Here is a 26,831-nt window from a genome sequence, read left to right as displayed (position 1 = left end):
CTTGCAAAAACGTTTTTGCAAGTGTTTAATTAAATATTTTTATCTAATAATCTGTATCGGTTATTCAGGACAAGACAGCATTAAATGCTTCTAAAACCAGTTTTAAAATAATTGTAATGGGCGTACAAGTATCAAATTCCGTAGCAGAAAAAGAAAACTACAGCAACTACCCCCAAAGAGAAAGAAAAATTGCTGAAAGAAATTCTTGATACTAAAATTAAGGGCGTTTTATTCCTGAGCGGTGATAGGCATTTCACTGAATTTTCCGAAGTTCCACGCGAGAACACTTATTCTTTAATTTGACTGGACCGTTTCACCGCTAACTTCCGGTGTTGCCGCTGAAGGGGCATTAAAGGAAAACAATATTTACAGATCCAAAGGCAGTTTGATTACGCAACATAATTTTGGTATGATTTCATTCTTGGGTTCAAAGGAAAACCGCCAAATGAAACTAACTGTTTTTGATACTGCGGGAACTGAATTATGGAATAAAACAATCTTAAAAAAAGACTTACAATAACTAATACTTATTCCGGAACCATACTTTTTGCCATTCTCTTTTTAGGATCAAAAAAGCGACTTGTTCTGCCAGAACTACTAAATCAGATCCGTCTAGTTTTTTTATTTCTTCTTCGGAAACATCAATTATGTATAATAAATTGAGGTATTCAGCAAATTTGTATTGAATAAGTCGATATATTTTTTCGTGAAGCTGCAACTTCAATTCACTGGGAGAAATACCCAACGGAAAATCAATTGCTTCGTTAGCGAGATTGAAATCCTTATTCATTTGTTCGATTAATTTCAAATATAAGTTTTCACCCGCGGCTTCAGCAAGTAGTAAATCGGTATTTTTTGGAACTATAAACATATCTTTAAATATCAATGGCAATATGAATGTCAATTTTTAATATTGTTATTATTATACACTATACTTCTTGTTAAATTATAAATATAAACTTTCAAAGTCAATGTTGAAATTGATTATTGAAATTGAATTACACTTTTCTGCCCATTAAATTCTCCCCAAAAGATTTCAACATTGCCTTTTTATCGGCGCTAATATTCATTTTATCCAAGGTCTGAAACGCCTTAAAAGTAAAATCTTGTATTGCTTCCTGTGTTGCCGTAGCCGCACCAGAACTATTAAAAAGTGCTTTCACCGTCTCTATTTTATCCGTACTGTTTTCCGGCTGAACAGAAAACAAATACCGCAATTGCTTAGCTTCTTCTTCTTTTGAAAAGGCTACTGCTTTGAGATACAAATACGTTTTTTTATTTTCTATAATATCACCGCCTACTTGTTTTCCAAAGGTTTCAGGATCCCCAAAAGCATCCAAGAAATCATCCTGTAATTGAAAAGCCAAGCCTAAATTGAGTCCGAAATCATAAATCAGATTTGCATTTTCCTCGGTAGTTTCTGCAATAATCGCTCCCATTTTCATGGCTGCTGCGACCAAAACGGCCGTTTTGTATTGAATCATCATCAGGTATTCCGGAATAGTAACATCATTGCGTTCTTCAAAATCGACATCCCATTGCTGCCCTTCGCAAACTTCAAGCGCTGTTTTGCTGAACAACTTGGCCAAATCCCGAAAAATAATCGGCTCATATTGTTCAAAATATTGGTAGGCTAAAATCAGCATCGCATCCCCCGATAAAATTCCGGTGTTTAGATTCCATTTCTCATGAACCGTTGCTTTTCCTCTTCGCAATGGCGCATCATCCATAATATCATCGTGAACCAACGAAAAGTTATGAAAAACTTCAACGGCTAATGCGGCAGGCAATGCTTTTGGATACGATGCATCAAAAATTTCGGCACTCATTAAGGTGAGTACCGGACGAATTCTTTTTCCGCCAAGGTCTAAAATATAACGGATGGGCTCGTACAAATTTCTTGGTTCTTTGGTTTCATATTGTGCCTGCAAATACTCCGAAAGAAACTCCTGATATTGATAAATGGAATGCATAAAATAAATTTTCGGCTAATTTACTCTATTCAAATTGTATTACAAACATCGTTTTACCCTTAAATGTTAAATAAATAAAAAGACATTGGAAACTATTTTGGTATTTAAAGTTTCCGTCTTACATTTGCACTCGTATTTTAACATACGGTATCAAAAATATTCTGACTGAACTTTAATAGTACCTAAATAAATCCTACCTAAAACAAACTGATTATGAATATCAAATGGGCCATAGATTCGAACCAATCAGATGTTCTTATAAAATCCAGACACGCTATAATTGCCTACTTATCCGGTCCGGTGAACATCTTTAACGGGTATATTGACATTCAGGACGATGAAATTAAAAATGCCTCTGTCGAATTTTCATTAAATGTAAATACCCCTGAAACTAAACTCGAACAAATTGATGCTCAGGCAAAACTGAAAGATTTTTTTGATATCATTGCGTACCCTATTATAAGCTTCAAATCTACTTCATTCGAAAAAGTGGCAAAGAACATTAATTTTTTAAAAGGAAACCTGACTATCCGCAATATTACCAAATATGTTGAACTAGATGCGGAATTAATCGCGATTAATACTTACAACGGAGATAAAAAAGCGGCATTTGAGATCACCGGACAAATAAATCGCAATGATTTTGGTTTAGCTTACCAATCTTTTACACAAACGAATGGCTTAGCGATGGGTCAGGACATAAAATTGATTGCAAATTTAGAATTGGCTGTCTAAAAAACCAGTTGTAACTATTAAACATAACACAAATTTTTAGGGAACTAATTTAGTTCTTAAATTTTTGATTCGCCTTCGAAATTAATCGCTCAAATCGACAAATTTTAATTTGATTAGAACATACTGAAATCATTTCAGCCTTAAAAATGAAAGAAAAAATTATAACTAAAGCAAGTGAAATGTTTTTAAAACTAGGTTTTAAGAGCATCACCATGGATGATATTGCAGGAGAAATGTGTATTTCTAAAAAAACGATTTATAAATATTTCTGCAATAAAGAATTACTTATTGAGGAAAGCACCACCGCAATTCACAAACAAATCCATCAAATTATTGACCGTATTATCGCCCAAAATTATAATGCTATCGCAGAAAATTTTGAAATACGAAAAATGTTTAAAGAAATGTTTCAATCCTCAGATGATTCGCCCATTTACCAATTAAAAAAACATTATCCTGAAATTTATGAGAAAGTGATGACAAGAGAAATCAATGAATGTAACACCACTTTTGAACAAAACATAAAAAAAGGAATTGAACAAGGTTTTTACCGCAAGACCATAAATATTGAAAGTTACACGCGATTTTATTATTATTTAATTTTCAGTATAAAGGGCTGTACCAGTTCCGAAAAAGAAGCGCAAAAGATAGAACTTGAGATCTTAGAATACCATACCAGAGCTATGGCAACACCCAGCGGGATAATTGAACTTGAAAAACATTTACTTAACTATATTACAAAATGAAAACTATAATTTTACTAGCCGTCCTAACCTATGGGATTTCGGCTCAATCACAAAAAATTGGCAACGCAAATACAAGTCCCGTACAAACACTTACGCTAAAGGAAGCCATCAACTATGCTTTAGAAAACAAAGCAGATGCCAAAAAAGCAAAATTACAAGTAGAGAACAGTGAGTACCAAATTCAGGAAATACGCTCCAGAGCATTGCCTCAAATTTCAGCTAATGGCAATTTGACGTACAATCCTGTAATACAAACAACTGTTATTGACGGAGCAGGATTTGGCGCTCCGGGAACTACCATCCAAGCCGCTTTTGGCCAACCATGGATTTCAACTGCGGGAGTTTCTCTGACACAGGCTATCTTCGACCAAACCGTTTTTACTGGCTTAAAAGCAGCAAAATCTACTCGAGAATTTTATCAGATCAACAATCAACTAACAGAAGAGCAAGTAATTGAGCGTGTGGCCAATAATTATTACCAAGTCTATGTGCAGCGACAAAAACTAACGGTGATTGACAGCACTTTAAGAAATACCACCAAAGTAAGAAACATCATCAAAGGACAATATGACAATGGCCTAGCAAAAAAAATTGATTTGGATCGAATAATAGTAAAAATTTCAAACATCAATACACAACGTCAACAGGTACTGAATGCCGTTCAAATACAGGAAAATGCCTTGAAATTTTATATGGGAATGCCCATAGAAACCCAAATCGAGATTCCACAAACTGCATTTGAAGTAGGGCCACAAGCATTGTCTGAAATTCCAAATACGGCAAACAGAACGGAATACTTGCTTTTGAAAAAACAAGAACAATTATTATTTTATCAAAAAAAGGCCATTGAAGCTGCTTATTACCCAACATTGTCACTGAATGCCGGGTACAATTACATTGGTCAGGGTCCTGTAATGCCTTTGGGCGGAAAACCTTCTGAAGGAGTGTACTGGTCTGATTTCTCTTCGATTGGCTTGAATATGAAAGTGCCGATATTTACTGGATTTGGCACTCGTGCCAGAGTAAGACAAGCCGATGTTGACCTACGAACTATCCACGAAGAGCTGGTTGACACCAAGTTGTCACTTGACCTGGCTTTTGCCAATGCAAAAACGCAAATTGACAACAGCTTAACCACAATCAACAATCAGAAAGAAAATGCCCAATTAGCCAAAGAGGTTTTAAATAACACCCGAAACAACTATATACAAGGATTAACCACACTGACTGATTTACTGGATGCCGAAAACTCATTGACCGAAGCTCAAAACAACTACACATCAGCCATATTAGAGTACAAACTGGCAGAAATACAATTAGTCAAATCCAAAGGGGAATTAAAAACACTAACCAATAAATAATCAAAATGAAAAAAATAATAATAACAGTAGTAGTAATTGTAGCATCCTTAGGACTAATTGCCTACGTATTAACCAATAATAAAAAAGAAAACGAAGCTAAAACAGCTATTGTTGCGGAGAAAAACGCCTCCGTTTCTGTTAGAGTTGATACCGTAAAAACCGAAGCTGTTTCATTAGATTTCTCATCCAATGGAAATTTTGAACCCATACAAGAATTAAAATTTTCTGCTGAAAAATCAGGTAAAATAACAAAGATACTTGTAAAAGAGGGCGATTATGTTTCAGTAGGACAAACACTCGCCATTGTACGAAGCGATGTTATAAACGTAAATGCGCAAAACGCTAATGCGGTGTATCAAAATGCGGTGGCTGATTACACCCGATTTGAAAATGCATACAAAACAGGCGGCGTAACCAAACAACAAGTAGATCAGGTAAAACTAGCAATGGTAAATGCTAAATTCCAGTTAACACAAGCAAATATCAATGTTGGAGATACAAGAATCAAAGCGCCAATTAGTGGGTTTATCAATAAGAAATACATCGAGGTTGGATCAATCATTTCTGCTACACCTGCTACGGAATTGTTTTATATTGTTAATGTTTCCAAACTAAAACTAAAAGTTAACGTTAACGAAAGCCAAGTGGCCAGTTTAAAAGTAGGTACCGTCACAAAAGTTGTAGCAAGCGTTTATCCAGACCAAATTTTCTCAGGGAAAATCACTTTTATCGCCTCAAAAGCGGACGAAATTTTAAATTTCCCCATCGAGATTGAAATTACAAACAACGCTTCCAACGGTTTAAAAGCGGGTATGTACGGAACCGCTGAATTTGCATCGAAACAACAAAAACAATCGTTGATGATTGTTCCTAGAGATGCTTTTGTAGGAGGTGTAAGCAGCAATCAGGTTTTTGTAATTGAAAGCGGAACTGCCAAATTGAAAACAGTTACAGCTGGAAGAATTCTTGGGGACAAAGTAGAAATTCTAAACGGACTCTCAAATGGCGAAACTGTAATTGTCACAGGTCAAATCAACCTTCAGGACGGATCTAAAGTGGATGTCATTAAATAGTCGAAAGTTGTAAAGCCAAAGGTCAAAAGCAGAAAACGGCATGACCTTATACGTTAAGACCTAAAAATATAAATATATGAAATTAGCAGAAATATCCATAAAACGTCCTTCGTTAGTAATTGTATTGTTTACGATTCTAACACTTGGCGGACTGTTCAGTTACAGCCAATTGGGTTACGAATTGATTCCAAAATTCGAAACCAATGTAATTACTGTTGCCACTATTTATCCGGGTGCATCACCAAGTGAGGTAGAAAATACGGTTACCAAAAAAATTGAAGATGCCATTGCATCCTTAGAAAATATTAAAAAAATAGACTCGAAGTCCTACGAAAGTTTATCAACAGTGTCCATTACATTAACGTCTTCGGCTGATGTTAATATTTCCATGAACGATGCGCAGCGTAAAATAAATGCTATTCTTAGTGATTTGCCTGATGATGTTGAAACGCCTTCATTGACTAAATTTTCTTTAAGCGATTTACCAATTATGACTATTGGTGCCAACGGAAAAATGGATGAAGTTGCTTTTTACGACTTAATTGATAAAAAATTAGCACCCGTTATTTCTCGAGTAGAAGGTGTAGCACAGGTAAATATTATTGGCGGACAAGAAAGAGAAATTCAAGTAAATCTTGATGCGGTAAAAATGCAAGCCTACGGACTTTCGATTCCGCAAGTGCAACAAACTATTTTATCTTCTAATTTGGATTTTCCAACAGGAAACATTCAAACTCGTGAGCAGAAAATACTAATTCGTTTAGCGGGAAAATATAAAACTGTTGATGAATTAAGAAACTTAATTGTATCTTCTAAAAACGGAATACAAGTTCGTTTAGATGCTATTGCTGATGTTCAGGATACTCAAAAAATTCCTGAAAAAATAGCGCGTGTTAATCAAAAAAGTGCTATTATTTTACAAATCATCAAACAATCGGATGCCAATGCGGTTGCGGTAAGTGAAGAGTTAGTTAAAACAATTGCTAAACTTGAAACGGATTATAAAGCAAACGGATTAAAACTTGAAATAGCAAAAGACAGTACTATTTTCACATTAGAAGCTGCCGATGCTGTTGTGCATGATTTACTAATTGCGGTACTTTTAGTGGCTCTTGTAATGTTATTTTTCTTGCACAGCATCAGAAACTCATTGATTGTAATGGTTTCTATTCCTGCTTCATTAATTGCTACGTTCATTGGAATTTATTTGATGGGGTATACCTTAAACTTAATGAGTTTATTAGGACTTTCTCTTGTGGTGGGTATTCTTGTGGATGATGCCATTGTGGTTCTCGAGAATATTTACAGACACATGGAAATGGGTAAAAATAAAGTTCGAGCTGCTTATGATGGAACTGCAGAAATTGGTGGAACTGTTGTATCGATTACTTTAGTAATTGTAGTAGTGTTTCTACCAATTGCAATGAGTACCGGATTGGTTTCTAACATTATTACGCAATTCTGTGTAACGGTTATTATCTCGACATTGCTGTCATTAGTCGCTTCTTTTACAATCATCCCATGGTTATCTTCAAGATACGGGAAATTAGAACACATTCAATGTAAAAATCTTTTTGGAAGAATCATCCTGGGATTTGAAAGCTATTTAACACGATTTACAAATTGGGTATCCAGATTATTGGAATGGTGTTTGGATCATTATTTTAAAACACTAGCTATCGTTTTAGTACTCTTTTTTGGATCGATGATTAGTTTATTTGGCGGTGGATTTATTGGTGGGGAATTCTTTGCCGCGTCTGATAGTGGTGAGTTTTTAGTTCAGATAGAAATGCCAAAAGATGCTTCATTAGAGCAAACCAATTTCATGACGCAAAAAGCAGAAGCATTCTTGCAGAAAGAAGCATATGTTTTTAGTCAAATTACAACGATTGGTCAAACCAGTGAAGGTCTTGGTGCTTCGCAAGCCACTGCTTACAAATCGGAGATAAACGTAAAAATGGTTGGATTAGACAAACGTAATGAACCTGCAAATGTGTATGCTGCAAAAACCAAACGCAAATTAGAAAAAATACTAGTTGGTGCCAAAGTAAAAACAGTTCCAGTTGGTATTTTAGGAACTGCAGAAGATGCTACTTTAGGATTAATTGTAACGGGGCCAAATGTAGAAAGCGCCATGCAATTTGCAAAAGCAGCAGAAAAAGAATTACGTACCATTCCTGGAGCAACAGAAATCGAATTGTCTGTAGAAGATGGAAATCCAGAAGTAAACGTAAAAGTCGATAGAGATAAAATGGCCGCTTTAGGATTGAGTTTGCAAACAGTAGGTATGACCATGCAAACTGCTTTTAGCGGAAATACTGATGGTAGATTTAGAGCAGGTGAATACGAATATGACATCAACATTAAATACAATGCATTCGACAGAAAAAGTATCGCAGATGTCAGAAACTTAATTTTCATAAACGATAGTGGTCAACAAATAAAACTGAATCAATTTGCAACCGTAACCGAAGGTTCCGGTCCAAGTGAATTAGAACGAAGAGACAAATCAGCATCGGTAACTGTAAAAGGCCAAAATGTGGGTGTAGCTTCAGGAACTATTGTAACACAATGGCAAGAAAAAATTGAAAAATTAAAAAAACCAACCGGTGTAAATTACATTTGGGGTGGTGATCAGGAAAACCAGTCCGAAGGTTTTGGTACATTAGGAATTGCGTTATTAGCTGCGATTGTCTTGGTTTACCTGGTAATGGTTTCGTTATACGACAGTTTTGTACATCCATTTGTGGTATTGTTTGCCATCCCGCTTTCCTTTATTGGTGCAATGTTGGCTTTGGCTTTAACCAATAATACACTGAATATATTTACCATTTTAGGTATCATCATGCTTATTGGTCTGGTGTGTAAAAATGCGATTATGCTTGTAGATTATACCAATCAAAGGCGTAAAGCTGGCGAAACGGTCAGAACAGCATTAATCCAAGCAAATCATGCGCGTCTTCGTCCAATTTTGATGACCACTATCGCAATGGTATTTGGTATGGTACCAATTGCACTGGCAAGTGGCGCTGGAGCGGAATGGAAAAACGGTTTGGCTTGGGTAATTATTGGAGGATTAATTTCCTCATTATTCTTGACTTTAGTAGTAGTTCCGGTAATTTACCAAATTATGGAAAAAGCCATCAGTAGACTTTCGAAAGGAGAAAAAGTTGATTATGAAGCTGAAATGGTTGCCGATTACGAGCATAAAGAACTAAGTGAAGATGGATTTAATCCAAAACATACCGTTTAAAATCTCAATTTATTATAAAAGATAAAACCTGTTCATTAGTTTGAACAGGTTTTTTATATTTAAAAACACTACAAATTTCCCATAATTTGGTCCATAACCCAGCTTGTATGCGTTGCTGTCAAACCTGTGGAAGGATGCTTACTGTTCCTAAGAAGGTCTTCTCGCATTTGCTGCACATGATACAACTGAATATTTTCAGGATGGTCAATAAATACTTCTGTTTGTCCTTGTGCGTTCGAAAGCACTACAGGATCATTTTCAAATACAGAAAACGTTATTTTTCCTTTGCTTCCATAAATGTCCACTTTATCTTCCCGTTCATAGCACCCAAAATTCCAGCTGCCTGAACCTGTAATTCCAGACTCATGCAACCAACAAGCGGCAACAGCATCTTTGGCCGTGTACAATCCCTGCTGATTAATACTAAGCCCCGAAACTTCTTTTATATTTCCCAATAAATGCGTGAATAAATCCAGACCGTGACTTGCTAAATCATCAAAATAACCGCCTGCAGCAATCAACGCATCAGTTCGCCAATTGTATTCGCCTGATAAATCCGTAGAACTTGCAGGTTTACTCAAATGCCATCTTATGTGTCTGATTTCACCAATGCTATTGGTATCAAGCCACGCTTTTATTTGTTCAAAACGAGGTAATGTTCGGCGATAATAGGCTACAAACAACGGAATTTTTTTTGCTGCGAAAGCAGTACAAATCGAGAGACTGTCTTGATAATTTGGAGACAAAGGTTTTTCGATACAACATATTTTACCGGCTGCAGCCACCATGAGTCCATACAATTTATGCACATCCGGAGGCGTGGCAATATAAATCGCATCTATCTCAGGATCATTAATCAAATCATCGGCATTTGTGTAATATTTGCTGATTCCGTGTCTTTTAGCGTAATCCGCAGCCTTAACCGCATCTCTTCGCATTACTGCTACCACTTGAAAACCATCCGTTTTCTGGTACGCAGGACCACTTTTCAGTTCGGTAACATCACCACAACCCAATATTCCCCAGCGGATTACTTTTGTAGATTCACTCATAATGATAATTTTTCATTGCCTCAGACGATTGTGCGCTACTGCGACTGTTTTGCTTAATAGTTAAACCAGAAAGAAATTATGCTTCTTGTAGATACAACGCTAGATGAAACTTAATTGCTTATCGTTTGAAATTCTCGTTTTACTCACAACCATCAATTCCACAACTGTCTCCATCGGTGGTATTCAATACCGTGACTTTCGAATCAAATTTGCCTTCCTCCCATACTTTTTCAAGTGTTTTCACAAAGGTTTCCACATGTTGCGCACCCGAAACTGCATATTTATTATCGAAAACAAAAAAAGGAACTCCTTGAACCCCGACAGATTGCGCCTCTTCAATATCTTGCTGCACTTCATTTGCGTACGCATCAGAATTTAGCACTTCATCAATAGCTTCGCCATTCAGTCCTACTTCCAGTCCCAATGCTTTCAATGTATCCAAATCATTAATATTCTTACCATCCGTTAAATACGCTTTGAACAGTAATTCTTCTAAGTCATTTGCCAAATTATATTTTTTAGCCAAATGCAACAAGCGATGTGCATGCAGCGAATTGGCCATAACCGCTTTTTCAAAATTGAAATCCAATCCTGCATTTTTAGCATTTTCAGTCATATTATTCAGCATCTCTTGTGCCCAATCTTTATCTTTTCTATATTTTTCGGCCAAATGCTCAACCATATCATCCTCTGGAGAAGCAACAAAGCCGGCGTCTAACTGAAAACTTTTCCATTCAATTTCAACTGCATCTTTATGCTCAAAATTCTGTAAAGCACCTTCTATTCTTCTTTTTCCAATATAACAAAACGGACACATGATATCCGACCAGATTTGTATTTTTAATGTATTTCCCATTTTCCTTTAATTAAATTCAAAAATTAATTTTATAATACAAAATTAATCAATTCAGTTTTGAGCTTTTGGGGTTTTAGTGTTTAATTATAGATACTGGAATAGTAAATATTTATTTGAATCAGAAAGTCAGAAAAGTAATCCTTTATAATAGAACCAAAAAAACCATCAAAATTGCTCGTGATGGTTTTTTGTCAACTATAATCATTATACTAAAACCTCAACGTCAATCCCACCAAGAAATTAATTCCTGCTTGTGGATAATAATACGGATAAATATCATACATGTAGCCATTAGAAACATATTTTTTATCTAAAAAATTGTTTACAAGACCTGTTACAATTATTTCTTTAAAAATTGATTTGGGTTTAAAGGTGTACGCCACATTCAAATCATTCACAAAATAATCTGCCAACTTTGCTGCCGGCAATTCTATATTATTCATGTATTGTTCCCCAACGAATTTTTGCAACCACGAAATATGAAGATTTTCAATGGGCGTATAGACCAAAATATTTCCTGCAATAACGGATGGTGAATACGCGATTTCAGTAGTTCCGTAATTTTGACCTTCAACAGCTAAGTCCAAATTTTTATTGGCACTCAAGGTAAAATTAGGACGAATAATCAATTGGTCTGTCAACGCTATTGTAACATCCACTTCAAGTCCTAAGCGGTAACTTTTTTCGCTGTTCGAACGTATCGGAGCACCTACATCGTCTAAACTCCCTGTCAAAATCAATTGGTCTTTATAGGCCATATAATACACATTCGAGTTAAATTGTACTTTTTCCGCAATATATCTCCACCCCAATTCAAAGTCATTTAGCTTTTCTGGTTTTACGTTTCCGCCTTCATAATCACTTCTATTTGGTTCGCGATTGGCTCTGGCATAAGACAAATACACGGAATTTCCGGAATTGATCGTATAAGTTAATCCCGTTTTAGGGTTAAAGAAATTAAACGTATCATCCACAAGTGTTGGTTGAACACCATTAGCCTTGTAATTCACTGAACGATATTGCAAATCTCCAAATAAACTTAGCTGTTCTGTGATTTGGTAATTGGCTTTCACAAAAACATTCCCGTCCGTTTTATTGGCATAATCATCATAATAGCGATCTCCCAATTCACTCTGAGAAGCATTTCGTGCCCAAATCACTTTTCCAAAATGGTCGCCTTCATATTTGTTCCAACCACCACCAAAAATCACATCCAGATTTTCATCCTTATAATTAGCAGAAAAAGTAGTTCCGTAGAAATCATTTTCCAACCATTTTTGACGCACTAAATCCGTTGTTGAAACTCCACCAGTAGGCTCTAATCCATAATCCCTATAATCAGCGTCTTCCTTATAATTTTCAAAAAAACCTTCTCCTCTCGTGTAATGCAATGCAAAATTAGTGCTCCATCTTTCAGATATTTTTTCGTTCCAATGCAATTGAGAATGATCTTGCTGGTAATTATCCGTTTCATTATCATAAAAACGAGCATTTCCTTGCTCGTCCGTAAAAGCACCTGATGAATTAAACGTTCGGTCATTCTGCAGCGTTTCTGCATCTATTCCGTTCCAAGACTGGTACGTTTTTTCAGTACCTCCAAAAACCAATGCTTTTATCAAAGTCGTTTTGCCGACATACGTTCCCTGCAGAAAATAGGATTTCAAATCAGAAGCGCCACGATCTACAAACCCGTCAGACTTGATAGCTGATAACCTTCCTGCGATTTCAAAATGGTCGTTCATCAAACCCGTACTGAATTTTACGGTGTGTTTTCTGGTATTGAAACTACCCACAGAGTTCGATATTTCACCAGAGCTTTCTTTGGCAAAATTGTCCGTCAACATGTTTAAGCTCGCCCCAAAAGCACCCGCTCCATTCGTAGACGTTCCTACGCCACGTTGCAATTGCAAACTTTCTAATGATGAAGCAAAATCTGGCATATTTACCCAAAAGGTTCCCTGACTTTCAGAATCATTGTAAGGAATTCCGTTGATAGTGACATTCACTCTTGTTGCATCGCTACCACGTACGCGAATTCCGGTATACCCTACTCCATTTCCCGCATCAGAAGTCGTCACAACTGACGGCAAATAATTCATTAAAATAGGAATATCCTGTCCTAAGTTTCGGAATTTGATTTCCTTTTTGTTCAAATTACTGAAACTTACCGGCGTTTTAGTAGTGACCCGCACCGCCGAAACCAAGACTTCATCAAGTTGGTTTACTTTCGTAGTGTCTTTAACTTGAGAAAAAGAGATAAATGATGTAAAGAGAAAGATAGAAGACATAAAATATGTCAGATTCTTGGACTTTGAAACTTTAAGACTTTGAGACTTTGAGACTAAAATAGTATTCATCCGTAAATAAGATTACGAATAAAAGGGGGAATTATTCCTTTTGTTAAATTAATAAATGATTGTTTCCTATGACAAATAGATAGTGTGCACGCTATTTTCTTTGTCATTTTTTCCCTTAGCGACATTACTCGCCCAGGTTCGTTGGGTATGATCTCAGCTCGTTATTTAGAGCACCCCTTTGAGACAGCGCAAAAGTAGTTTTTTTTGTTCGAATTTTAGAAAATAAAAAATAAAATCTTATTCTAAATTTGGTTTTCTCCTGTTTTTCTTGACTTCAGAAATAGTCTTTTTATCCTTTATTCTTTTTCTAATGACTGATTTAGGGATTCTGGTGGGTTTTCTTTCTTTTGGAACAAGCAATGCATTTTTTATTAATTCCAAAAATCGTTTGATTACGAGTTCTTTGTTTCTAAATTGACTTCGGTCTTCCTCACAATTTAAAATTAAAACAGCATCAGTGGTAAGTCTGGACGATAATTTAGTTGCAATCAAAAGTTTTTCTTCGTCCGTTAAAGCCAGAGAATGGTGCAGATCAAAAGTCAACACCACTTTAGAGGATACTTTATTTACGTTCTGACCGCCGGCTCCACTGCTGCGGACTGCTTTAAAACTTAATTCGGATACGATTTTTTCTATTTCCATTGATGCGTAAATTTTAGAACTGATGTGCCGGTTTCAACAAATCATTCACCGTTTTGACCGGATTAAAAGTAATCAAAGGCACCTCAACAAACACAGTCAGCCATTTAGCCATTGCGCCGTTCCATAAACCAGGCAATTCATACCCTTTGATGTTTTTGCCAGCTACATTTTTTTCCACAATAAAACCACTACTATAATCCACAAAGTGAGTGAGATCAAATTTCTCTTTTTTATAATTTTTTAGGCTACAGACTAAATCAACCGGATTAAAATGGGTAGCAGCATCCAGAATTGTCTTTTGATTGTCGTTTGCCAAATCGACTTGGAAACCTTCTACGATTTGCAATGAAATTCCTCCTTGAAGATCCCGGACCCAAAACGGCCCTCCTCCGGGTTCACCCTCGTTTTTTACCATTCCGCATACGCGAATCGGCCTGTTTAAAATCGCTTTTATTTCCTTGATTTTATTGTCCAGAGTATATGTATGAAAACCGTCCTTCATTGTAGTATTCAATTTTTCCTTCAAAAAAAGAATAATTTCATCTACAAACGCGGACTCAATTGCCACAGTATCCAAGGCGTTTAAATACCTGAAAACCTGCTGCTGTATTGCCAGCAAAATTCCCGCCAACCCTTTTTTGTACAAAGAAATTTTCTCTAAATTGTTTTGAATTACATTGTCAATGTTTTTGATAAATACTATATCAGCCTCTAAATCATTCAAATTGGCTATCAAAGCACCGTGTCCTCCGGGCCTGAAAACTAATTGTCCCTTTTCATCTCGGAACGGCTTGTTTTTCATAGTAACCGCAAGTGTATCAGTTCGCTTGCTTTGATAGGAAAAACTAACCTGTATTGTTACACCCGATTGCTTTTCAATTTTAGATTTAATTGCATCAATGCGGCTTTCAAACTTTTTTTGATGGGATTCTGACACTGTAAAATGCAAATAAGAACAGTTATTAGTGCTCGTATAATGCGTACATTCCTGTAAATGCTCTTCCACAGGAGTTGCAATATGGGTTTTGTATTTATGAAAAGGAAGAGTCCCTTTTGGCTGATTTGCAAAGTCAAAATAATCAGATGATAAAATGAATTTTATAAAATAATAATTTTTCAAACTTGGATCTAAAGTATCAAAAGCGGCATACTCGGCTCTGAGTCGTTTATCGATTGCTTCAAAAAAGGGAAGTTTTTCCATTCCCACGATAAAAACAGCAAGTTTATTTGCTTTTTTTCGGTTGATATAGGAATTAATTGATTCATTTTCAACATCAAATTCATTTATAAATTCCGCCAAAAACTTAAACATTCTGCTGGCTGCTCCGGAAGCAGGCACAAATTTCTGTAATTTTAAATTTGATTTATGGGTATCAAAAAAAAGGGATTTTTCTTGAAAATCTTTTTCAGATAGCTTTAAAATACCATTAGACACTGTTGCCGGACGAACCAAATCTGCTTTGGGGATACCGTTTTTAAAAAAATTCAATTGCTTTTGAATGTCTTTCATTGAGATTCCATACTCCTGAATATACAGAAAATCATCCGAGGAAAACCCGAGTTCCCTTGCTAAAGTTAAGTCATCAACACTTGCAATTGCCTTTTTGAGACGCAAATCCTGGTCTCCGGAAAGGGTTATAAATGGTTTATTATTATCGATTAAAGATTGTTTAAACACGGCAAAAACAGATTCTCTTCCTTCTGCTTTGTCTCGCAAATCATCTTTTTCCCAGGGTACATCAATATCTGTCAGAAAAAACAAATCGTATTCATGTGCGCGAGCTGCTTCATGCAACAAAGGATCACAATAGTTGTAATACACCTCCGAAAAAACTTTGGTCACCATTAGATTCGTATCACAAAAAAGATATTTATTGGCAATCAGCGTTCGTTCATTTTCTAATTTAGCTTGACCGTAAGCAATGGGCAGCATATCATCAACGGTACATATTTGCTGACTTAAATCCCACTTTTCTTGCAGGTAATCACGTGCAAACTCCGGAACCCATTCCGTTTTATAATAGTCTGCAAGCTGTCTGGCCAAGGTAGTTTTGCCAGTGCTTTCAGGACCAAATAAAGCTATTTTAATTATTTTTGTAACTCCGTTTGAGAGCTGTCTGAGATTTTCTTCCATTCTAAATAGCCAAAAATGGCAACTATTGTAAATACTATGTATTGAAAACTGGTAAAGGTATAGCCTTTGGCAAAATACAACGGAATGGAAATTACATCTCCAATAATCCAAAATACCCAATTCTCGACTTTCCTTTTGGCCATGAGCCACATTCCCACAAAGAAAATCCCTGTAATAAATGTATCTACATAGGCATACCAAGTGGTAAATTTACCAAAATAGTGATATACTGAAACCACAAAAGCGACCGTAAATATAAAAAGAATTATCGCAATTCGTTTTTCAGAACTTGAAATTTTTGAAATTGGGAATTCTTTCGTATCGCCTTTTTTGCGGGTCCAATGGTACCAGCCATAAATACTCATTACAAAATAATAGCCATTAATCATCATGTCACCCCACAAGGTCCATTTCCAGAGCAAATACACAAATATGGACGTACTCACTAATCCGGTTGGAAAAACCAGAATATTGTCTTTTTTGGCGTACCAAACACTCCATAGTCCAAAAATGACAGCTATAATTTCCAAGATAATATCTAATGTTGAATACTCGCTGTACTGCGAAAAAAAATAGTCTATCATTAATTAAGGTTAAAAAAATTAATATCCTTTTCAAAAGCGGTTCCTATAATTACTAGATCGGCTCCGGCAGCATACGCGTTTTGAATTCCCTGCAAATCTACAATACCACCACCAACAAGTAACGGAATTTCAATATTTTGCGTAACTAATGCAATCATTTCTAACGGAACAGCTTGTTTAGCGCCACTTCCCGCTTCGAGATAAATCAGTTTATTACCTAACATTTCTCCCGCTAGTGCCGTAGCCAATGCTAAATCCAGATTATTTCTATCTAAAGGCTTTGTTTTACTAATGCGTTCTACTGCGGTTTCAGTGCCGCTTTCAATCAAAATATAACCGGTAGAAATGATCTCGAGTTGGGTTTGTTTTAAAATGGGTGCCACTTTTACTTGGTGTTCGATTAAAAAATCAGGATTGCGACCAGAAATTAAAGACAAAAATAAAATTGCATCGGCTTTATCTGAAATCTGAGATGGGTTTCCAGGAAATAAAACGATAGGCAATGTGCTGCTTTTTTTTATTTCTATAATTAATTCGTCTAAAATGTTGTTTTCAACCTGGCTTCCGCCAATGAAAATATGTGTTGCGGGTGATTGATTGATTTTTGAAATTAAACTAGGTAAATTCACCAGAACTATTTTATCAGGATCCAGAAGAATCGCCAGGAGCTTTTGACATTCGACTTTAGATTGGATGATTTCGTTATAAATGTTTGTCATTTTTGGTACGCAGATAACGCGGATTTTGTGGATTTAAACGGATTTCTGATACTTTATATTGTTGCTTATTAATTGTCTTTTCATTGCTTAACCAGTACGGGCAAAGCAATGACAAACTGCGCGATGAAATACTGTGTACTATTTTTCGAAAGCATAGACTAACGTAAAATCTTGTATTTCTTCAAAATGAATATTGAAATCCTTCAATACATTATTAAAATGAAGTTTAGCTTTATTTTGTTTAGTATTTAATTCAAATGAATGAACGTTTATATGGTCTTTGAAACTGATTCCTTTTTCGTTTCTAATTTTGAAAATAGCCTCTTTGGCACCCCAAATAACCGTTAATTTTCGGATATATTCTTCACTGTCCATATCCAAGAATTGAAACTCGCTATCACAAAATTTATGTGCTATTTTGATGATTTTATTTCGTTGCAATTCAATGTCGATTCCCACGGTTTCAGTACTGATTATAATGGCCGAAAACTCATGAGAATGTGTGATGGAAATGTGCTTTCCATCGTGTAAATGGGGCTTTCCGAAGGTGTCATAATACAAATCAAAATCAGTATATCCGGCTTGTTGCAATGCCTTACGAACGCTCAGGAAGGCGCGTTGGTGCATTTCGGATTTCATTCCGTCCAGTCGATTTTGATTGTTTACATTAAGAACAATCTGTTGGTTTAATTCGGAGAAAGGTTCCGTTATTTTCCAAATTAAAATTTGGGTGGCGGCATTAGGACGTATGATTTTATAAAGTGGCATCGTGTTGTGATCTTGATTTTTAGCCCCGGTAGCAGTGATATCCTTTTTTCACGCTTTTTTGCGTGTAAAAAGATATAGCGAATAACGGGAAATAGCTCCAGAAACTGAAACAAGTTCAGCTTAAAGAAATTATTTAGTTAATGTTCAAAAGATTAGCGAATTAAACAATTCATAAATCTTCTGGAAAACCGTAAAATTCTAAAGTTATTGCGTAAATTTGCAAAAAATTTTCACCCGAGCCTGAAAGGCGAACGGACGAAGTAATTACAAATATACTATAAATGAGTACTACAACTATGCCTTTTGTGGCTTTCAAAGTAAAAGACATTTCCCTGGCGGCTTGGGGAAGAAAAGAAATTGAATTAGCAGAAGCTGAAATGCCAGGTTTAATGGCGCTTCGTGCGGAATACAAAAACGAACAACCACTTGCTGGTGCTCGTATTGCGGGATGCTTGCACATGACAATCCAGACTGCAGTTTTGATTGAAACGTTGATCGCTCTTGGTGCTGAAGTTACTTGGAGTTCTTGTAACATTTTCTCTACACAAGATCAGGCTGCTGCAGCGATTGCTGCTGCTGGAATTCAGGTATATGCTTGGAAAGGGTTGAACGAACCTGATTTTGACTGGTGTATTGAGCAAACATTATTTTTTGGTGAAGACAGAAAACCATTGAACATGATTCTTGATGACGGTGGGGATTTGACCAATATGGTTATAGACCGTTACCCGGAATTAGTTGCAGGAATCAAAGGATTATCCGAAGAAACTACCACTGGAGTACACAGATTATACGAAAGAGTAAAAGCAGGAACATTGCCAATGCCGGCAATCAACGTGAATGACTCGGTTACTAAATCGAAATTTGACAACAAATACGGTTGTAAAGAATCAGCAGTTGATGCAGTTCGTCGTGCAACTGACTTGATGCTTGCTGCAAAAAGAGTAATCGTTTGTGGATACGGTGACGTAGGTAAAGGGACAGCAGCTTCTTTTAGAGGTGCTGGTTCTATTGTTACGGTTACTGAAATTGACCCAATTTGTGCGCTTCAAGCAGCGATGGACGGTTTTGAAGTAAAAAAATTAGATACAGTTATTGCAACTGCTGATATTATCATTACCACTACTGGAAATAAAGATATTGTTTTGGGTTCTCATTTTGAGAAAATGAAAGACAAAACTATCGTTTGTAATATTGGACATTTTGACAACGAAATTGATATGGCTTGGTTGAACACTAACCACGGTGCATCAAAAATCGAAATCAAACCTCAAGTTGATAAATACACGATTGCTGGAAATGATATTATTGTATTGGCTGAAGGCCGTTTGGTAAACCTTGGTTGTGCTACAGGTCACCCAAGTTTTGTAATGAGTAACTCCTTTACTAACCAAACACTGGCTCAAATCGAATTATGGAAAAACAGTGCGGCATACAACAATGATGTGTACATGTTACCAAAACATCTTGATGAGAAAGTAGCCATGTTACACTTAGCTAAATTAGGTGTTGAATTAGAGACGTTACGTACTGATCAAGCGGATTACATTGGCGTTCCAGTTGAAGGCCCGTTCAAACCAGAATATTACAGATACTAGTCGAGTCATTGCGAGGAAACGAAGCAATTCTCACTATTATAATACAAACCCTTGCAGTCCCGAAGTTTCAGGAGCAAGGGTTTTTTGTTTTTGGCCGTGACCCTTCGCAAAAACTACGGGTCGGATACTTATACGTGCCCTGCTAATGAAACCCCAACGACCAATGGAAATTGCTACGCCAAAAAGAACGGCGCGTCAATAAGCCAGATGAAGCATTATAAATCTAGTGCTTGTCTGAGTTGTGAACTTTTTAAAAAATGCACCAAAAATGCCAAAGGCAGACTCATTGAACGCTCCCAATATGCCGATTTTATTTATCAAAATAAAGTCAGAATCCAAAATAATTATGAAATATACCGCAGACGACAAGCCATCGTCGAACATCCGGCAGCCTGTCCCGCTCTTTGCAAGAGAGTAATAAAGCGGCAATGGGATTTTTACTATATCATGACAACCAAAACCATAAAACGCGCCGCAGCTGATGTTGGATTGATTTTTACAGCCTACAACCTGCGCCGAATCTTCAACCTGATTGATCACAATCTACTAAAACAGTATCTAAGAATACTGGCGTTGTATTTTGTGATGTTAAGAGCAATTTTTAACCCTTTTTACGGACTGTTTTATTTTAATAATCATCAGCGAATTTTGCCAGAACGAATTTTAATTGTAGTTTAAATAACATATATTTACTTAATGATTAACAAAATACAGTTCGTTTAGAGGTTTTTAGACAAACTGACGTTATGCGCTATTTTACCAAAAAAAATAAAAAAATATGATTAAATTTTATGTGCTAGATAATAACCAACAAAAAGGACCATTTTCTGAAAATGAATTAAAATCAATGTTATTAACTAATGATACTTTAGTTTGGCGTGAAGAAATGGAAAATTGGGATTACGCAAAAAATATTGAAGAGTTGAAAATTTTTATTAATTCTACTCCTCCTCCAATTCCAAATTTTGAAAATTTAAATAGTTCTATAAACATAAATGTTAAAACTCATAAATCTGAATTAGACGAAAAGGAAAATCATTTAAAAAAGGAAAGAATTAAATCAAAATTTGCATATGAACTGGTTTATTTCATAAAATGTATAATATTTTCAATTTTATTTATTGTTATTTTACCTTGGAAAGAAATGTATGAAGATTTATTTGGAATTCATAGAGATTATTATGCTTTAAGTCCATTTTCTTCTTCTGAAAACTTTGATGTATATTTTTTTCTATGTTATTTTTATTTAATAATAATGTTTTTAATTTTATTTCACCGACCTATATTTCAATCATTTAAATGGTTGAAAAAATATTCAAATAAAGGAAACTGAACTATGGAATTACCTAACGAAACTGAAAATTTATTCATTGAAGAAAGATCTTTAGCAACTGGTTCTTGGATTTCAAATCCAGCAGATAATTTTTATTTATATTCCGAAGGATATAAATTAGCAGCAGATTTAGTTTATAATGGAATGATAAACAACTCAAAGAACAACAATTTATTAATTTATCCATTAGTGTTTAATTATAGACAACATATTGAATTGTGTCTAAAAAAATTAATTATTTTAGGTTATGAAAAATTAAAAATTAAAAAGGATTTTGCAGAAGTTCACAATTTAGAAAAACTATGGTTTCAACTAAAAAATGATATTCTAATAAATTTTAATAACGAAATAGAAAGTATATATCTAGATAATATTGAAAGATTGTTAATTGAATTTAACACTATCGATAATGCTTGTGCTTTTAGATTTCCGATTAAAACAAAAAAAGACAAATATGAAAAAACACTCGAAATTGATACAGTTGATTTTGAAAACTTCAAAATAGTTATGGGCAAAATAATTTACTATTTAGACGTTCAATATGAAATAATAGACAGAATTGAATAATAAAAATAGCACACAACATCGAGGGTTTGTTTCGTGCGTAGCGCGAACAATGAAACCCGGGTTGAACAGCCTGTCCCGTTTTTATGGGAGAACCGATTGTACGTCCGTTAACACTATGCACTTATCGAAAAAAAATTAGAGAGAATTACAAGAGGCAAGCGAGCCTTTTTTTTGCAGCGTGGTTTCTGCTTGGGTTTTTCGTGTTTTCCTTCACTTTTTAGCATACATGCGCTTACCCATAAATTAGTTAATATAGGAATTTGAACTTTGGCTACCGCCAAGATACCAAGCTGGAAGACCACACTGGTCAAAGACTGCTGTTCAGTGTAAATTTCCTGTTTTACAACTCGGACACTTGGGTAAAAAGGTTTCTTTTCTACTTTTTCTAAAACTTTTTCTAAAACTTTTACTTTAAGTTTTTCCTGTAAAAGTTTCAGCTTTTGTCGCTTACAAGTGCTACTCAAAAGACCGTAATGCCGGATTTTGACAAAACGTTTAGGCAAAATATGCAACGCAAAATGCCTGATAAATTCTGATGCATTTTTGAACCAAAAAAACCAACCTGTTTTAGTTTCAAATTGAGAGCTAATCCGATAAAATAATAAAGAAACCTCTCGATTTACAAATAAATCAATTCGGTAATCCTTATAATAATATAAGTTTATGGTATCTTTGAATAACATAAATTCTAAGAGACATACAGCTGCTAATTAATTTGTATATCACAACAAAAGATAAAACCCTTTAATTATAAAACCATGAATACTTATTCTATTATCGCTCAGCTTGTAATCGCAGTGTCCGTAGGTTACGTATGGATTTTTAGGTTTGATAACATTGTTAACGAATTTAAACAATACGGCATATCGGATTTGACAAGAAATGTTGTTGGAGCCACAAAAACAGCCTTATCAACCTTGTTAATAACAGGAATTTGGTATCCTGAATTAGTATTTATACCGGCAATTATAATGGCCTTTCTAATGATAAGCGCACAATTTTTTCATTTTAAAGCAAAAAACCCATGGTCTAAACACCTTCCTTCTTTATTCCTTTTGGCATTATCTCTTTTTGTTGCATTATGCGCTTCCAAATAATCAAAACATGAATCTATTGCATTTACTTATTTTATTTTCGGCAACTTCCTTTCTTACCTACGGAATAGCTTATTTTGCCTCGTCGAATATGAAAAATGAATTTAAACGCTTTGGACTTGAAAAATTTGGACCATTAATTGCTGTTTTAGAATTGGCAGGGGCTATCGGTTTATTTATTGGCCTTCAAAATCATACTGTTTTAGTTCTTGCTTCCGGAGGCCTAGCTTTGCTTATGCTTCTTGGTACAGGGGTAAGAATAAAGATGAAAGATTCTTTATTGGTTTCTTTACCCGCGTTTTTTTACTTTGTGTTGAATCTCTATATTTTATGCAGAACCTTAGAATAAATCAACACTAAGTTGTTTTTAATATTTACCACCAAACAGTTCACTATTTGTTCTAATTTTAAATTAAAACAAAATACCCATTCCAATAATAATTGAAATGGGTACTAAGTAATAACCATGGTATAATGTCGTATTTTAAAATCAAGATAAAATTACATAACAATCTGATTTAAAGCTGTTTTACTTAAAGTTAATTCATTTGACTTTACGACTTTTAAACTTTCGACTTATTTATAATAATTTGAGAAAATCAATAATGCTTCAGCATAACGCTTTTATCACATTTTGAAATTATTCAATAATAATTTTTTTACTGGTTTTATTATTCTCATCATCAATTAGCTGCATGATATACGTTCCAGACGAAAGAGAAGAAACATCTATTGTATTACTAGAAGACTTTAGTACTGTACTTAAAATCTGTCTTCCTAACAAATCAAATACTGCAACATCTAAGTGCTGTGTTTTTTCAAATTGAACCGTAATGCTGTTTTTTGCAGGATTTGGATAGACCTGAATTAGGGAAGTATCGAATTTTTTAGCGCTAAGGCTTAAGCTTTCTACTCCACAATATGCTATTGCCCATGATGTAAGTATACCATCATCCCCTAATCCTGTATCCGTTATATTAAGTCTCCATTCGCCTTTAGCACTTTCTCCATTAAAAGCAGAAAGCGGTTGCGCCGGCTTTAAAACACCAGAGATTGCTGGACTTGTTAAAGAACAGTTTATTACAGCCAACCCTTGATCATCAAAAGTAGCATTCAAATCTGGATTAGAATCACACTTACTAGCTATGAGTGAAACATTGGTCCCTGATGGACTTGTCAGTACCGCAACTATATCTCCTATATAACTATGGGTAATTTTCATCGAAACATTAATATCTGAAATTGGGATATCAGTTGCTATATTTATTGTGCTTGTTGTTGTTAAGGTTGATACTATTACAGAAGGATTAGTGTTAGTACTACTAAAACACTTGTTTGAACCAGTTGTAAAGCTACTTGACCTACTAAAAACACCGTTTGCACATTCGTTTTTAGGCCTAACTCTCCAATAATACAACGTATTTTCGCTTAACCCTTTATTTTGATTATATCCATTTTTTGAGACAGTTGCGGTTTCTACTATAGATTGAAAATTTGAATCAGAAGCAACTTCCACATCAAAAAATTCAGCACTGTTATTCCCATCTTTAGACCAGATATAGGATGGATAAGTTGATTGTTTCACACTTGTATTAGCTGGACTACTCAGCACAGGCTCCGAAAAAACACCTCCCTTTAGCGTTAATACAACAACTTGAGTTTTGGTTTCTGACGGAGAAGTACCAGCGAAAGTGATAGAATAATCCTTAGGGTTTGAATTAGAAAATCCGCTAACGGTCATTAGTATTGTTTCTTTTGAGGTACTTGCTGTTGTTGGTGTAAAGCTAGCTGTGGAACCAGATGGTAAACCTGTCGCAGCAAATCTCACTACCCCCGTAAAACCCGCAGAAGGAATATAATCAAAACTAAAAGTTGATTTATTATCATTTGCACATTGGATTTTTGAGACTTCAAGCGCTGTCAAAAAGAATGTTGGAGTTGTAACTTGCTTAATTATTATAGTTGCGTCATTTACATCTAAGAAAACATTGTCAGCCGCTTTTATCATTAAACGCCCTGATTCCGTCAAAGAAGAGGGTACAATGATGCTTTTAGAACCACTATTTAAAGCCTTATCCGCTAATATAATAGTATCGGTAAAATCTCCTAAAGCCGAAAATAAAATGTTTACAAACAAACAGTTTACCGGAAGTAAATTGGTCTTTGCAACATCCCAAGTTATCAGTTGAGTTTCACCTTGTATCCAAGTCGTGTTTGAGTTTTGACTTGAAACTTTAAAGGGTCCTGCCGTTTGGATTGTATTTAACGTCATCAAATCAGCTGCCGTCTGCCCTCCGTAAACAACATTGTCCCTAACCGTAAAAGCAAACTCAAAACTCCGTTGAACTTGGGGGATTACCTCCCAAGTAGGCATCAGATTATTACTTAAAATATCTGTTAATTGCGGGAAATACCTATTAGGTTTTGTAGTTCCTCTTCGGGTTCTAAACATAGGACCTTGAATAGCCGTTGGGAGAGGCTGAATAGGACTTTGCATCTCTTCATTGTCGTTTTGTTCCCACGTATAAGTAAGAAGATCTCCTGAGTCAGGATCAGAACCTGTTCCTGACAACTGAAATGCGGTACCTACAGGAATGCTGTAATTTGCTCCTGCATTGGCTTTTGGCGGTAAATTGCTAACCTTGATCTCATCAAAACAGGCAGAACTCACACCCCCTTGAATATTAGCACTTATGTCTCGTATGTTCACATAATTAAAATAATCATCCGAATTTTCCTGTACATTTTGCCCCGTACAAATTCCGGCATACCCCATTATTGACGATCCGCTTCCGGGTTCCACTTCGGTATTATTTCCACTTTTCAAACAGGTAGTTGTTCCATTATGGGTATGATACCCTCCCATTTGATGCCCAATCTCATGAGCGACATAATCAACATCAAAAGAGTCTCCAGTAGGATTTGATCTACCAGTCATACCGCTTCCTTTATTTCCGGAATTACAAACACAACCAATACAACCTGCATTACCGCCGCCAGCTGTATTAAAATTATGGCCTATGTCGTAGTTTGCATCTCCAATATTAGCATCTATGGTCAATTGAGTTTGGTCATTATATTCTGTACCCCAAGGGTCAGTAGTTCCATCATAATACATAATGTCAAAATTCTTAGGTACAAACTGATAGGTGATACCTAATTCTTTCTCATAAATACCATTTACTCGTGTCATTGTGACAACCATTTGTGCCATGATATTTGATTTTTTTTCAAAATCAGTCGTGGCATTACCAATAAACAAGGCACCATACTCTCCTGTACACGACATTGCTAATTCATACAACCGAATTTTACTGTCATCAGTAGCACCTATCGTTTTATTTATTTGCGTATTTCCAGTTTTTTTAGAAAGTGAATTATCTGTCTCGCAAGTAAAAACATCAGATGAATTATTGACTAGATCATCTCTCTTGTAAGCAATATATACTGACTTATCACTTGTATAGGGATCTATAAAATAAGTTGATTTTCCAGCTTCAAAAACCTGAGCATGAAATCCGGCTTGCGATAAACTAAACCGAATATATTTACCAGGATGTACTAATGAACTACCAACATAACTTTTAATATTTGGTAATTTTGCAGCCAAATCCGGATGCAAAATTTGGGCGTCTAAAACTTGATAATTTTCAATAGAACCGTCTTCATTAGGCACATTGATTATATTTTGAGAAGTCCCAAAAAACACACCTCTTTTAGGAGCATTCTGTAATTTACTTTTAACAGAGGCTATACCAACGGTGTAAAGTTTAAATTTTGTGGGCATTTTTTCTTTATCAAAACTAATATTATTAATTTTGAGACGACTGTTTTCGGACAAAGCGGTCCAGTCACTTTTATTTTGCCCCCAAGTGATGCTGAAGGAAAAACAAAACAGTACGAATAAAATAAAATTATTTTTAGTATTCATTATCTTTATATTTAGTTAAAAAAAATCCCCCATTGCATTTCTACGATGGGGGATT

Annotated in this window: 22 protein-coding genes and 1 pseudogene; 11 read left to right on the top strand and 12 right to left on the bottom strand. The window is 35.4% G+C overall.

Annotated elements, in window-relative coordinates; all coding sequences use genetic code 11:
- Nucleotides 1–520: 520 nt before the first annotated feature.
- Entirely contained in the window at nt 521–871 is a 351-nt protein-coding gene (locus tag EKM00_RS11790) for a hypothetical protein (protein ID WP_126457543.1), read from the bottom strand.
- A 127-nt stretch (nt 872–998) separates the two neighbouring features.
- Complete coding sequence (locus EKM00_RS11785; RefSeq protein WP_126456151.1) at nt 999–1,973, bottom strand: polyprenyl synthetase family protein; 975 nt, start codon at nt 1,971–1,973, stop codon at nt 999–1,001.
- A 213-nt stretch (nt 1,974–2,186) separates the two neighbouring features.
- Between EKM00_RS11785 and EKM00_RS11780 the strand changes: the two genes are divergently transcribed.
- From EKM00_RS11780 to EKM00_RS11760, 5 genes are all read left to right on the top strand, one after another.
- Nucleotides 2,187–2,708 (top strand): YceI family protein, encoded by a 522-nt coding sequence (locus EKM00_RS11780; protein ID WP_126516315.1) that lies wholly within the window; start codon nt 2,187–2,189, stop codon nt 2,706–2,708.
- 146 nt (nt 2,709–2,854) lie between these two features.
- On the top strand, nt 2,855–3,454 hold the full coding sequence (locus tag EKM00_RS11775; protein ID WP_126456155.1) for a TetR/AcrR family transcriptional regulator: 600 nt from the start codon (nt 2,855–2,857) through the stop codon (nt 3,452–3,454).
- On the top strand, nt 3,451–4,815 hold the full coding sequence (locus tag EKM00_RS11770) for a TolC family protein (protein ID WP_126516314.1): 1,365 nt from the start codon (nt 3,451–3,453) through the stop codon (nt 4,813–4,815). Before EKM00_RS11775 ends, EKM00_RS11770 begins: the two co-directional genes overlap by 4 nt.
- A 5-nt stretch (nt 4,816–4,820) precedes the next feature.
- The gene (locus EKM00_RS11765; protein WP_126516313.1) at nt 4,821–5,888 is read left to right on the top strand and encodes an efflux RND transporter periplasmic adaptor subunit; all 1,068 of its coding nucleotides are present in this window, start codon (nt 4,821–4,823) and stop codon (nt 5,886–5,888) included.
- 76 nt (nt 5,889–5,964) lie between these two features.
- The gene (locus EKM00_RS11760; RefSeq protein ID WP_126516312.1) at nt 5,965–9,141 is read left to right on the top strand and encodes an efflux RND transporter permease subunit; all 3,177 of its coding nucleotides are present in this window, start codon (nt 5,965–5,967) and stop codon (nt 9,139–9,141) included.
- A 68-nt stretch (nt 9,142–9,209) separates the two neighbouring features.
- Here EKM00_RS11760 and EKM00_RS11755 read toward each other — a convergent pair whose 3' ends face one another.
- From EKM00_RS11755 to EKM00_RS11720, 8 genes are all read right to left on the bottom strand, one after another.
- Nucleotides 9,210–10,193, bottom strand: a complete 984-nt coding sequence (locus tag EKM00_RS11755) for a Gfo/Idh/MocA family protein (protein WP_126516311.1) — start codon at nt 10,191–10,193, stop codon at nt 9,210–9,212.
- Between the two features lie 139 nt (nt 10,194–10,332).
- Complete coding sequence (locus EKM00_RS11750) at nt 10,333–11,049, bottom strand: DsbA family oxidoreductase (protein WP_126516310.1); 717 nt, start codon at nt 11,047–11,049, stop codon at nt 10,333–10,335.
- 209 nt (nt 11,050–11,258) lie between these two features.
- Nucleotides 11,259–13,337 (bottom strand): TonB-dependent receptor, encoded by a 2,079-nt coding sequence (locus EKM00_RS11745; RefSeq protein WP_233592287.1) that lies wholly within the window; start codon nt 13,335–13,337, stop codon nt 11,259–11,261.
- Between the two features lie 306 nt (nt 13,338–13,643).
- The gene (gene arfB, locus EKM00_RS11740; protein WP_126457557.1) at nt 13,644–14,048 is read right to left on the bottom strand and encodes an alternative ribosome rescue aminoacyl-tRNA hydrolase ArfB; all 405 of its coding nucleotides are present in this window, start codon (nt 14,046–14,048) and stop codon (nt 13,644–13,646) included.
- A gap of 13 nt (nt 14,049–14,061) precedes the next feature.
- On the bottom strand, nt 14,062–16,182 hold the full coding sequence (locus EKM00_RS11735) for a DUF4301 family protein (RefSeq protein WP_126516308.1): 2,121 nt from the start codon (nt 16,180–16,182) through the stop codon (nt 14,062–14,064).
- The gene (gene pnuC, locus EKM00_RS11730) at nt 16,137–16,766 is read right to left on the bottom strand and encodes a nicotinamide riboside transporter PnuC (RefSeq protein ID WP_126516307.1); all 630 of its coding nucleotides are present in this window, start codon (nt 16,764–16,766) and stop codon (nt 16,137–16,139) included. Before pnuC ends, EKM00_RS11735 begins: the two co-directional genes overlap by 46 nt.
- Nucleotides 16,766–17,485, bottom strand: coding sequence for a geranylgeranylglyceryl/heptaprenylglyceryl phosphate synthase (locus EKM00_RS11725; RefSeq protein WP_126516306.1), 720 nt, complete (start codon nt 17,483–17,485; stop codon nt 16,766–16,768). Before EKM00_RS11725 ends, pnuC begins: the two co-directional genes overlap by 1 nt.
- A 138-nt stretch (nt 17,486–17,623) precedes the next feature.
- A complete protein-coding gene (locus tag EKM00_RS11720; protein ID WP_126516305.1) occupies nt 17,624–18,253 on the bottom strand; it encodes a 4'-phosphopantetheinyl transferase family protein in 630 nt (209 codons plus the stop codon).
- A gap of 281 nt (nt 18,254–18,534) precedes the next feature.
- Between EKM00_RS11720 and ahcY the strand changes: the two genes are divergently transcribed.
- The 4 genes from ahcY (at nt 18,535) to EKM00_RS11700 (ending at nt 21,751) form a co-directional block, all read left to right on the top strand.
- Nucleotides 18,535–19,851: an adenosylhomocysteinase gene (ahcY, locus tag EKM00_RS11715; protein WP_126457562.1), complete on the top strand. Its 1,317-nt coding sequence runs from the start codon at nt 18,535–18,537 to the stop codon at nt 19,849–19,851.
- A 96-nt stretch (nt 19,852–19,947) separates the two neighbouring features.
- A complete protein-coding gene (locus tag EKM00_RS11710; protein WP_233592288.1) occupies nt 19,948–20,529 on the top strand; it encodes a transposase in 582 nt (193 codons plus the stop codon).
- Nucleotides 20,530–20,629: 100 nt separating this feature from the next.
- Nucleotides 20,630–21,184, top strand: a complete 555-nt coding sequence (locus EKM00_RS11705; RefSeq protein WP_126516303.1) for a DUF4339 domain-containing protein — start codon at nt 20,630–20,632, stop codon at nt 21,182–21,184.
- Nucleotides 21,185–21,187: 3 nt separating this feature from the next.
- Nucleotides 21,188–21,751, top strand: a complete 564-nt coding sequence (locus tag EKM00_RS11700) for a hypothetical protein (protein WP_126516302.1) — start codon at nt 21,188–21,190, stop codon at nt 21,749–21,751.
- Nucleotides 21,752–21,994: 243 nt separating this feature from the next.
- On the opposite strand, the pseudogene EKM00_RS11695 reads toward EKM00_RS11700, so the two are convergent.
- Nucleotides 21,995–22,284: pseudogene (locus EKM00_RS11695) on the bottom strand (transposase); the annotation flags it as partial.
- 225 nt (nt 22,285–22,509) lie between these two features.
- On the opposite strand from EKM00_RS11695, the gene EKM00_RS11690 reads away from it, so the two are divergent.
- A complete protein-coding gene (locus EKM00_RS11690) occupies nt 22,510–22,848 on the top strand; it encodes a DoxX family protein (RefSeq protein WP_126516301.1) in 339 nt (112 codons plus the stop codon).
- 7 nt (nt 22,849–22,855) lie between these two features.
- Nucleotides 22,856–23,194, top strand: coding sequence for a DoxX family protein (locus EKM00_RS11685; protein ID WP_126516300.1), 339 nt, complete (start codon nt 22,856–22,858; stop codon nt 23,192–23,194).
- Between the two features lie 291 nt (nt 23,195–23,485).
- On the opposite strand, the gene EKM00_RS11680 is transcribed toward EKM00_RS11685, so the two are convergent.
- A complete protein-coding gene (locus EKM00_RS11680; protein ID WP_126516299.1) occupies nt 23,486–26,776 on the bottom strand; it encodes a reprolysin-like metallopeptidase in 3,291 nt (1,096 codons plus the stop codon).
- Between the last annotated feature and the right edge of the window lie 55 nt (nt 26,777–26,831).

It is taken from the genome of Flavobacterium sp. RSP15, assembly GCF_003968755.1.
Classification (GTDB): domain Bacteria; phylum Bacteroidota; class Bacteroidia; order Flavobacteriales; family Flavobacteriaceae; genus Flavobacterium.
Note: the sequence above shows the minus strand (reverse complement) of the source record. Positions and strands in the feature narration are given on the sequence as shown.

Excerpts from the sequence above, each read along its gene's own strand:
- EKM00_RS11750 (WP_126516310.1), bottom strand. The coding sequence starts at position 11,049 with ATGGGAAATACATTAAAAATACAAATCTGGTCGGATATCATGTGTCCG.
- EKM00_RS11765 (WP_126516313.1), top strand. The coding sequence starts at position 4,821 with ATGAAAAAAATAATAATAACAGTAGTAGTAATTGTAGCATCCTTAGGA.
- EKM00_RS11700 (WP_126516302.1), top strand. The coding sequence starts at position 21,188 with ATGGAATTACCTAACGAAACTGAAAATTTATTCATTGAAGAAAGATCT.
- EKM00_RS11775 (WP_126456155.1), top strand. The coding sequence starts at position 2,855 with ATGAAAGAAAAAATTATAACTAAAGCAAGTGAAATGTTTTTAAAACTA.
- EKM00_RS11755 (WP_126516311.1), bottom strand. The coding sequence starts at position 10,193 with ATGAGTGAATCTACAAAAGTAATCCGCTGGGGAATATTGGGTTGTGGT.
- EKM00_RS11685 (WP_126516300.1), top strand. The coding sequence starts at position 22,856 with ATGAATCTATTGCATTTACTTATTTTATTTTCGGCAACTTCCTTTCTT.
- EKM00_RS11780 (WP_126516315.1), top strand. The coding sequence starts at position 2,187 with ATGAATATCAAATGGGCCATAGATTCGAACCAATCAGATGTTCTTATA.
- arfB (WP_126457557.1), bottom strand. The coding sequence starts at position 14,048 with ATGGAAATAGAAAAAATCGTATCCGAATTAAGTTTTAAAGCAGTCCGC.
- EKM00_RS11680 (WP_126516299.1), bottom strand. The coding sequence starts at position 26,776 with ATGAATACTAAAAATAATTTTATTTTATTCGTACTGTTTTGTTTTTCC.
- EKM00_RS11760 (WP_126516312.1), top strand. The coding sequence starts at position 5,965 with ATGAAATTAGCAGAAATATCCATAAAACGTCCTTCGTTAGTAATTGTA.
- ahcY (WP_126457562.1), top strand. The coding sequence starts at position 18,535 with ATGAGTACTACAACTATGCCTTTTGTGGCTTTCAAAGTAAAAGACATT.
- EKM00_RS11690 (WP_126516301.1), top strand. The coding sequence starts at position 22,510 with ATGAATACTTATTCTATTATCGCTCAGCTTGTAATCGCAGTGTCCGTA.
- EKM00_RS11735 (WP_126516308.1), bottom strand. The coding sequence starts at position 16,182 with ATGGAAGAAAATCTCAGACAGCTCTCAAACGGAGTTACAAAAATAATT.
- EKM00_RS11790 (WP_126457543.1), bottom strand. The coding sequence starts at position 871 with ATGTTTATAGTTCCAAAAAATACCGATTTACTACTTGCTGAAGCCGCG.
- pnuC (WP_126516307.1), bottom strand. The coding sequence starts at position 16,766 with ATGATAGACTATTTTTTTTCGCAGTACAGCGAGTATTCAACATTAGAT.
- EKM00_RS11720 (WP_126516305.1), bottom strand. The coding sequence starts at position 18,253 with ATGCCACTTTATAAAATCATACGTCCTAATGCCGCCACCCAAATTTTA.
- EKM00_RS11770 (WP_126516314.1), top strand. The coding sequence starts at position 3,451 with ATGAAAACTATAATTTTACTAGCCGTCCTAACCTATGGGATTTCGGCT.
- EKM00_RS11745 (WP_233592287.1), bottom strand. The coding sequence starts at position 13,337 with ATGTCTTCTATCTTTCTCTTTACATCATTTATCTCTTTTTCTCAAGTT.
- EKM00_RS11705 (WP_126516303.1), top strand. The coding sequence starts at position 20,630 with ATGATTAAATTTTATGTGCTAGATAATAACCAACAAAAAGGACCATTT.
- EKM00_RS11725 (WP_126516306.1), bottom strand. The coding sequence starts at position 17,485 with ATGACAAACATTTATAACGAAATCATCCAATCTAAAGTCGAATGTCAA.
- EKM00_RS11785 (WP_126456151.1), bottom strand. The coding sequence starts at position 1,973 with ATGCATTCCATTTATCAATATCAGGAGTTTCTTTCGGAGTATTTGCAG.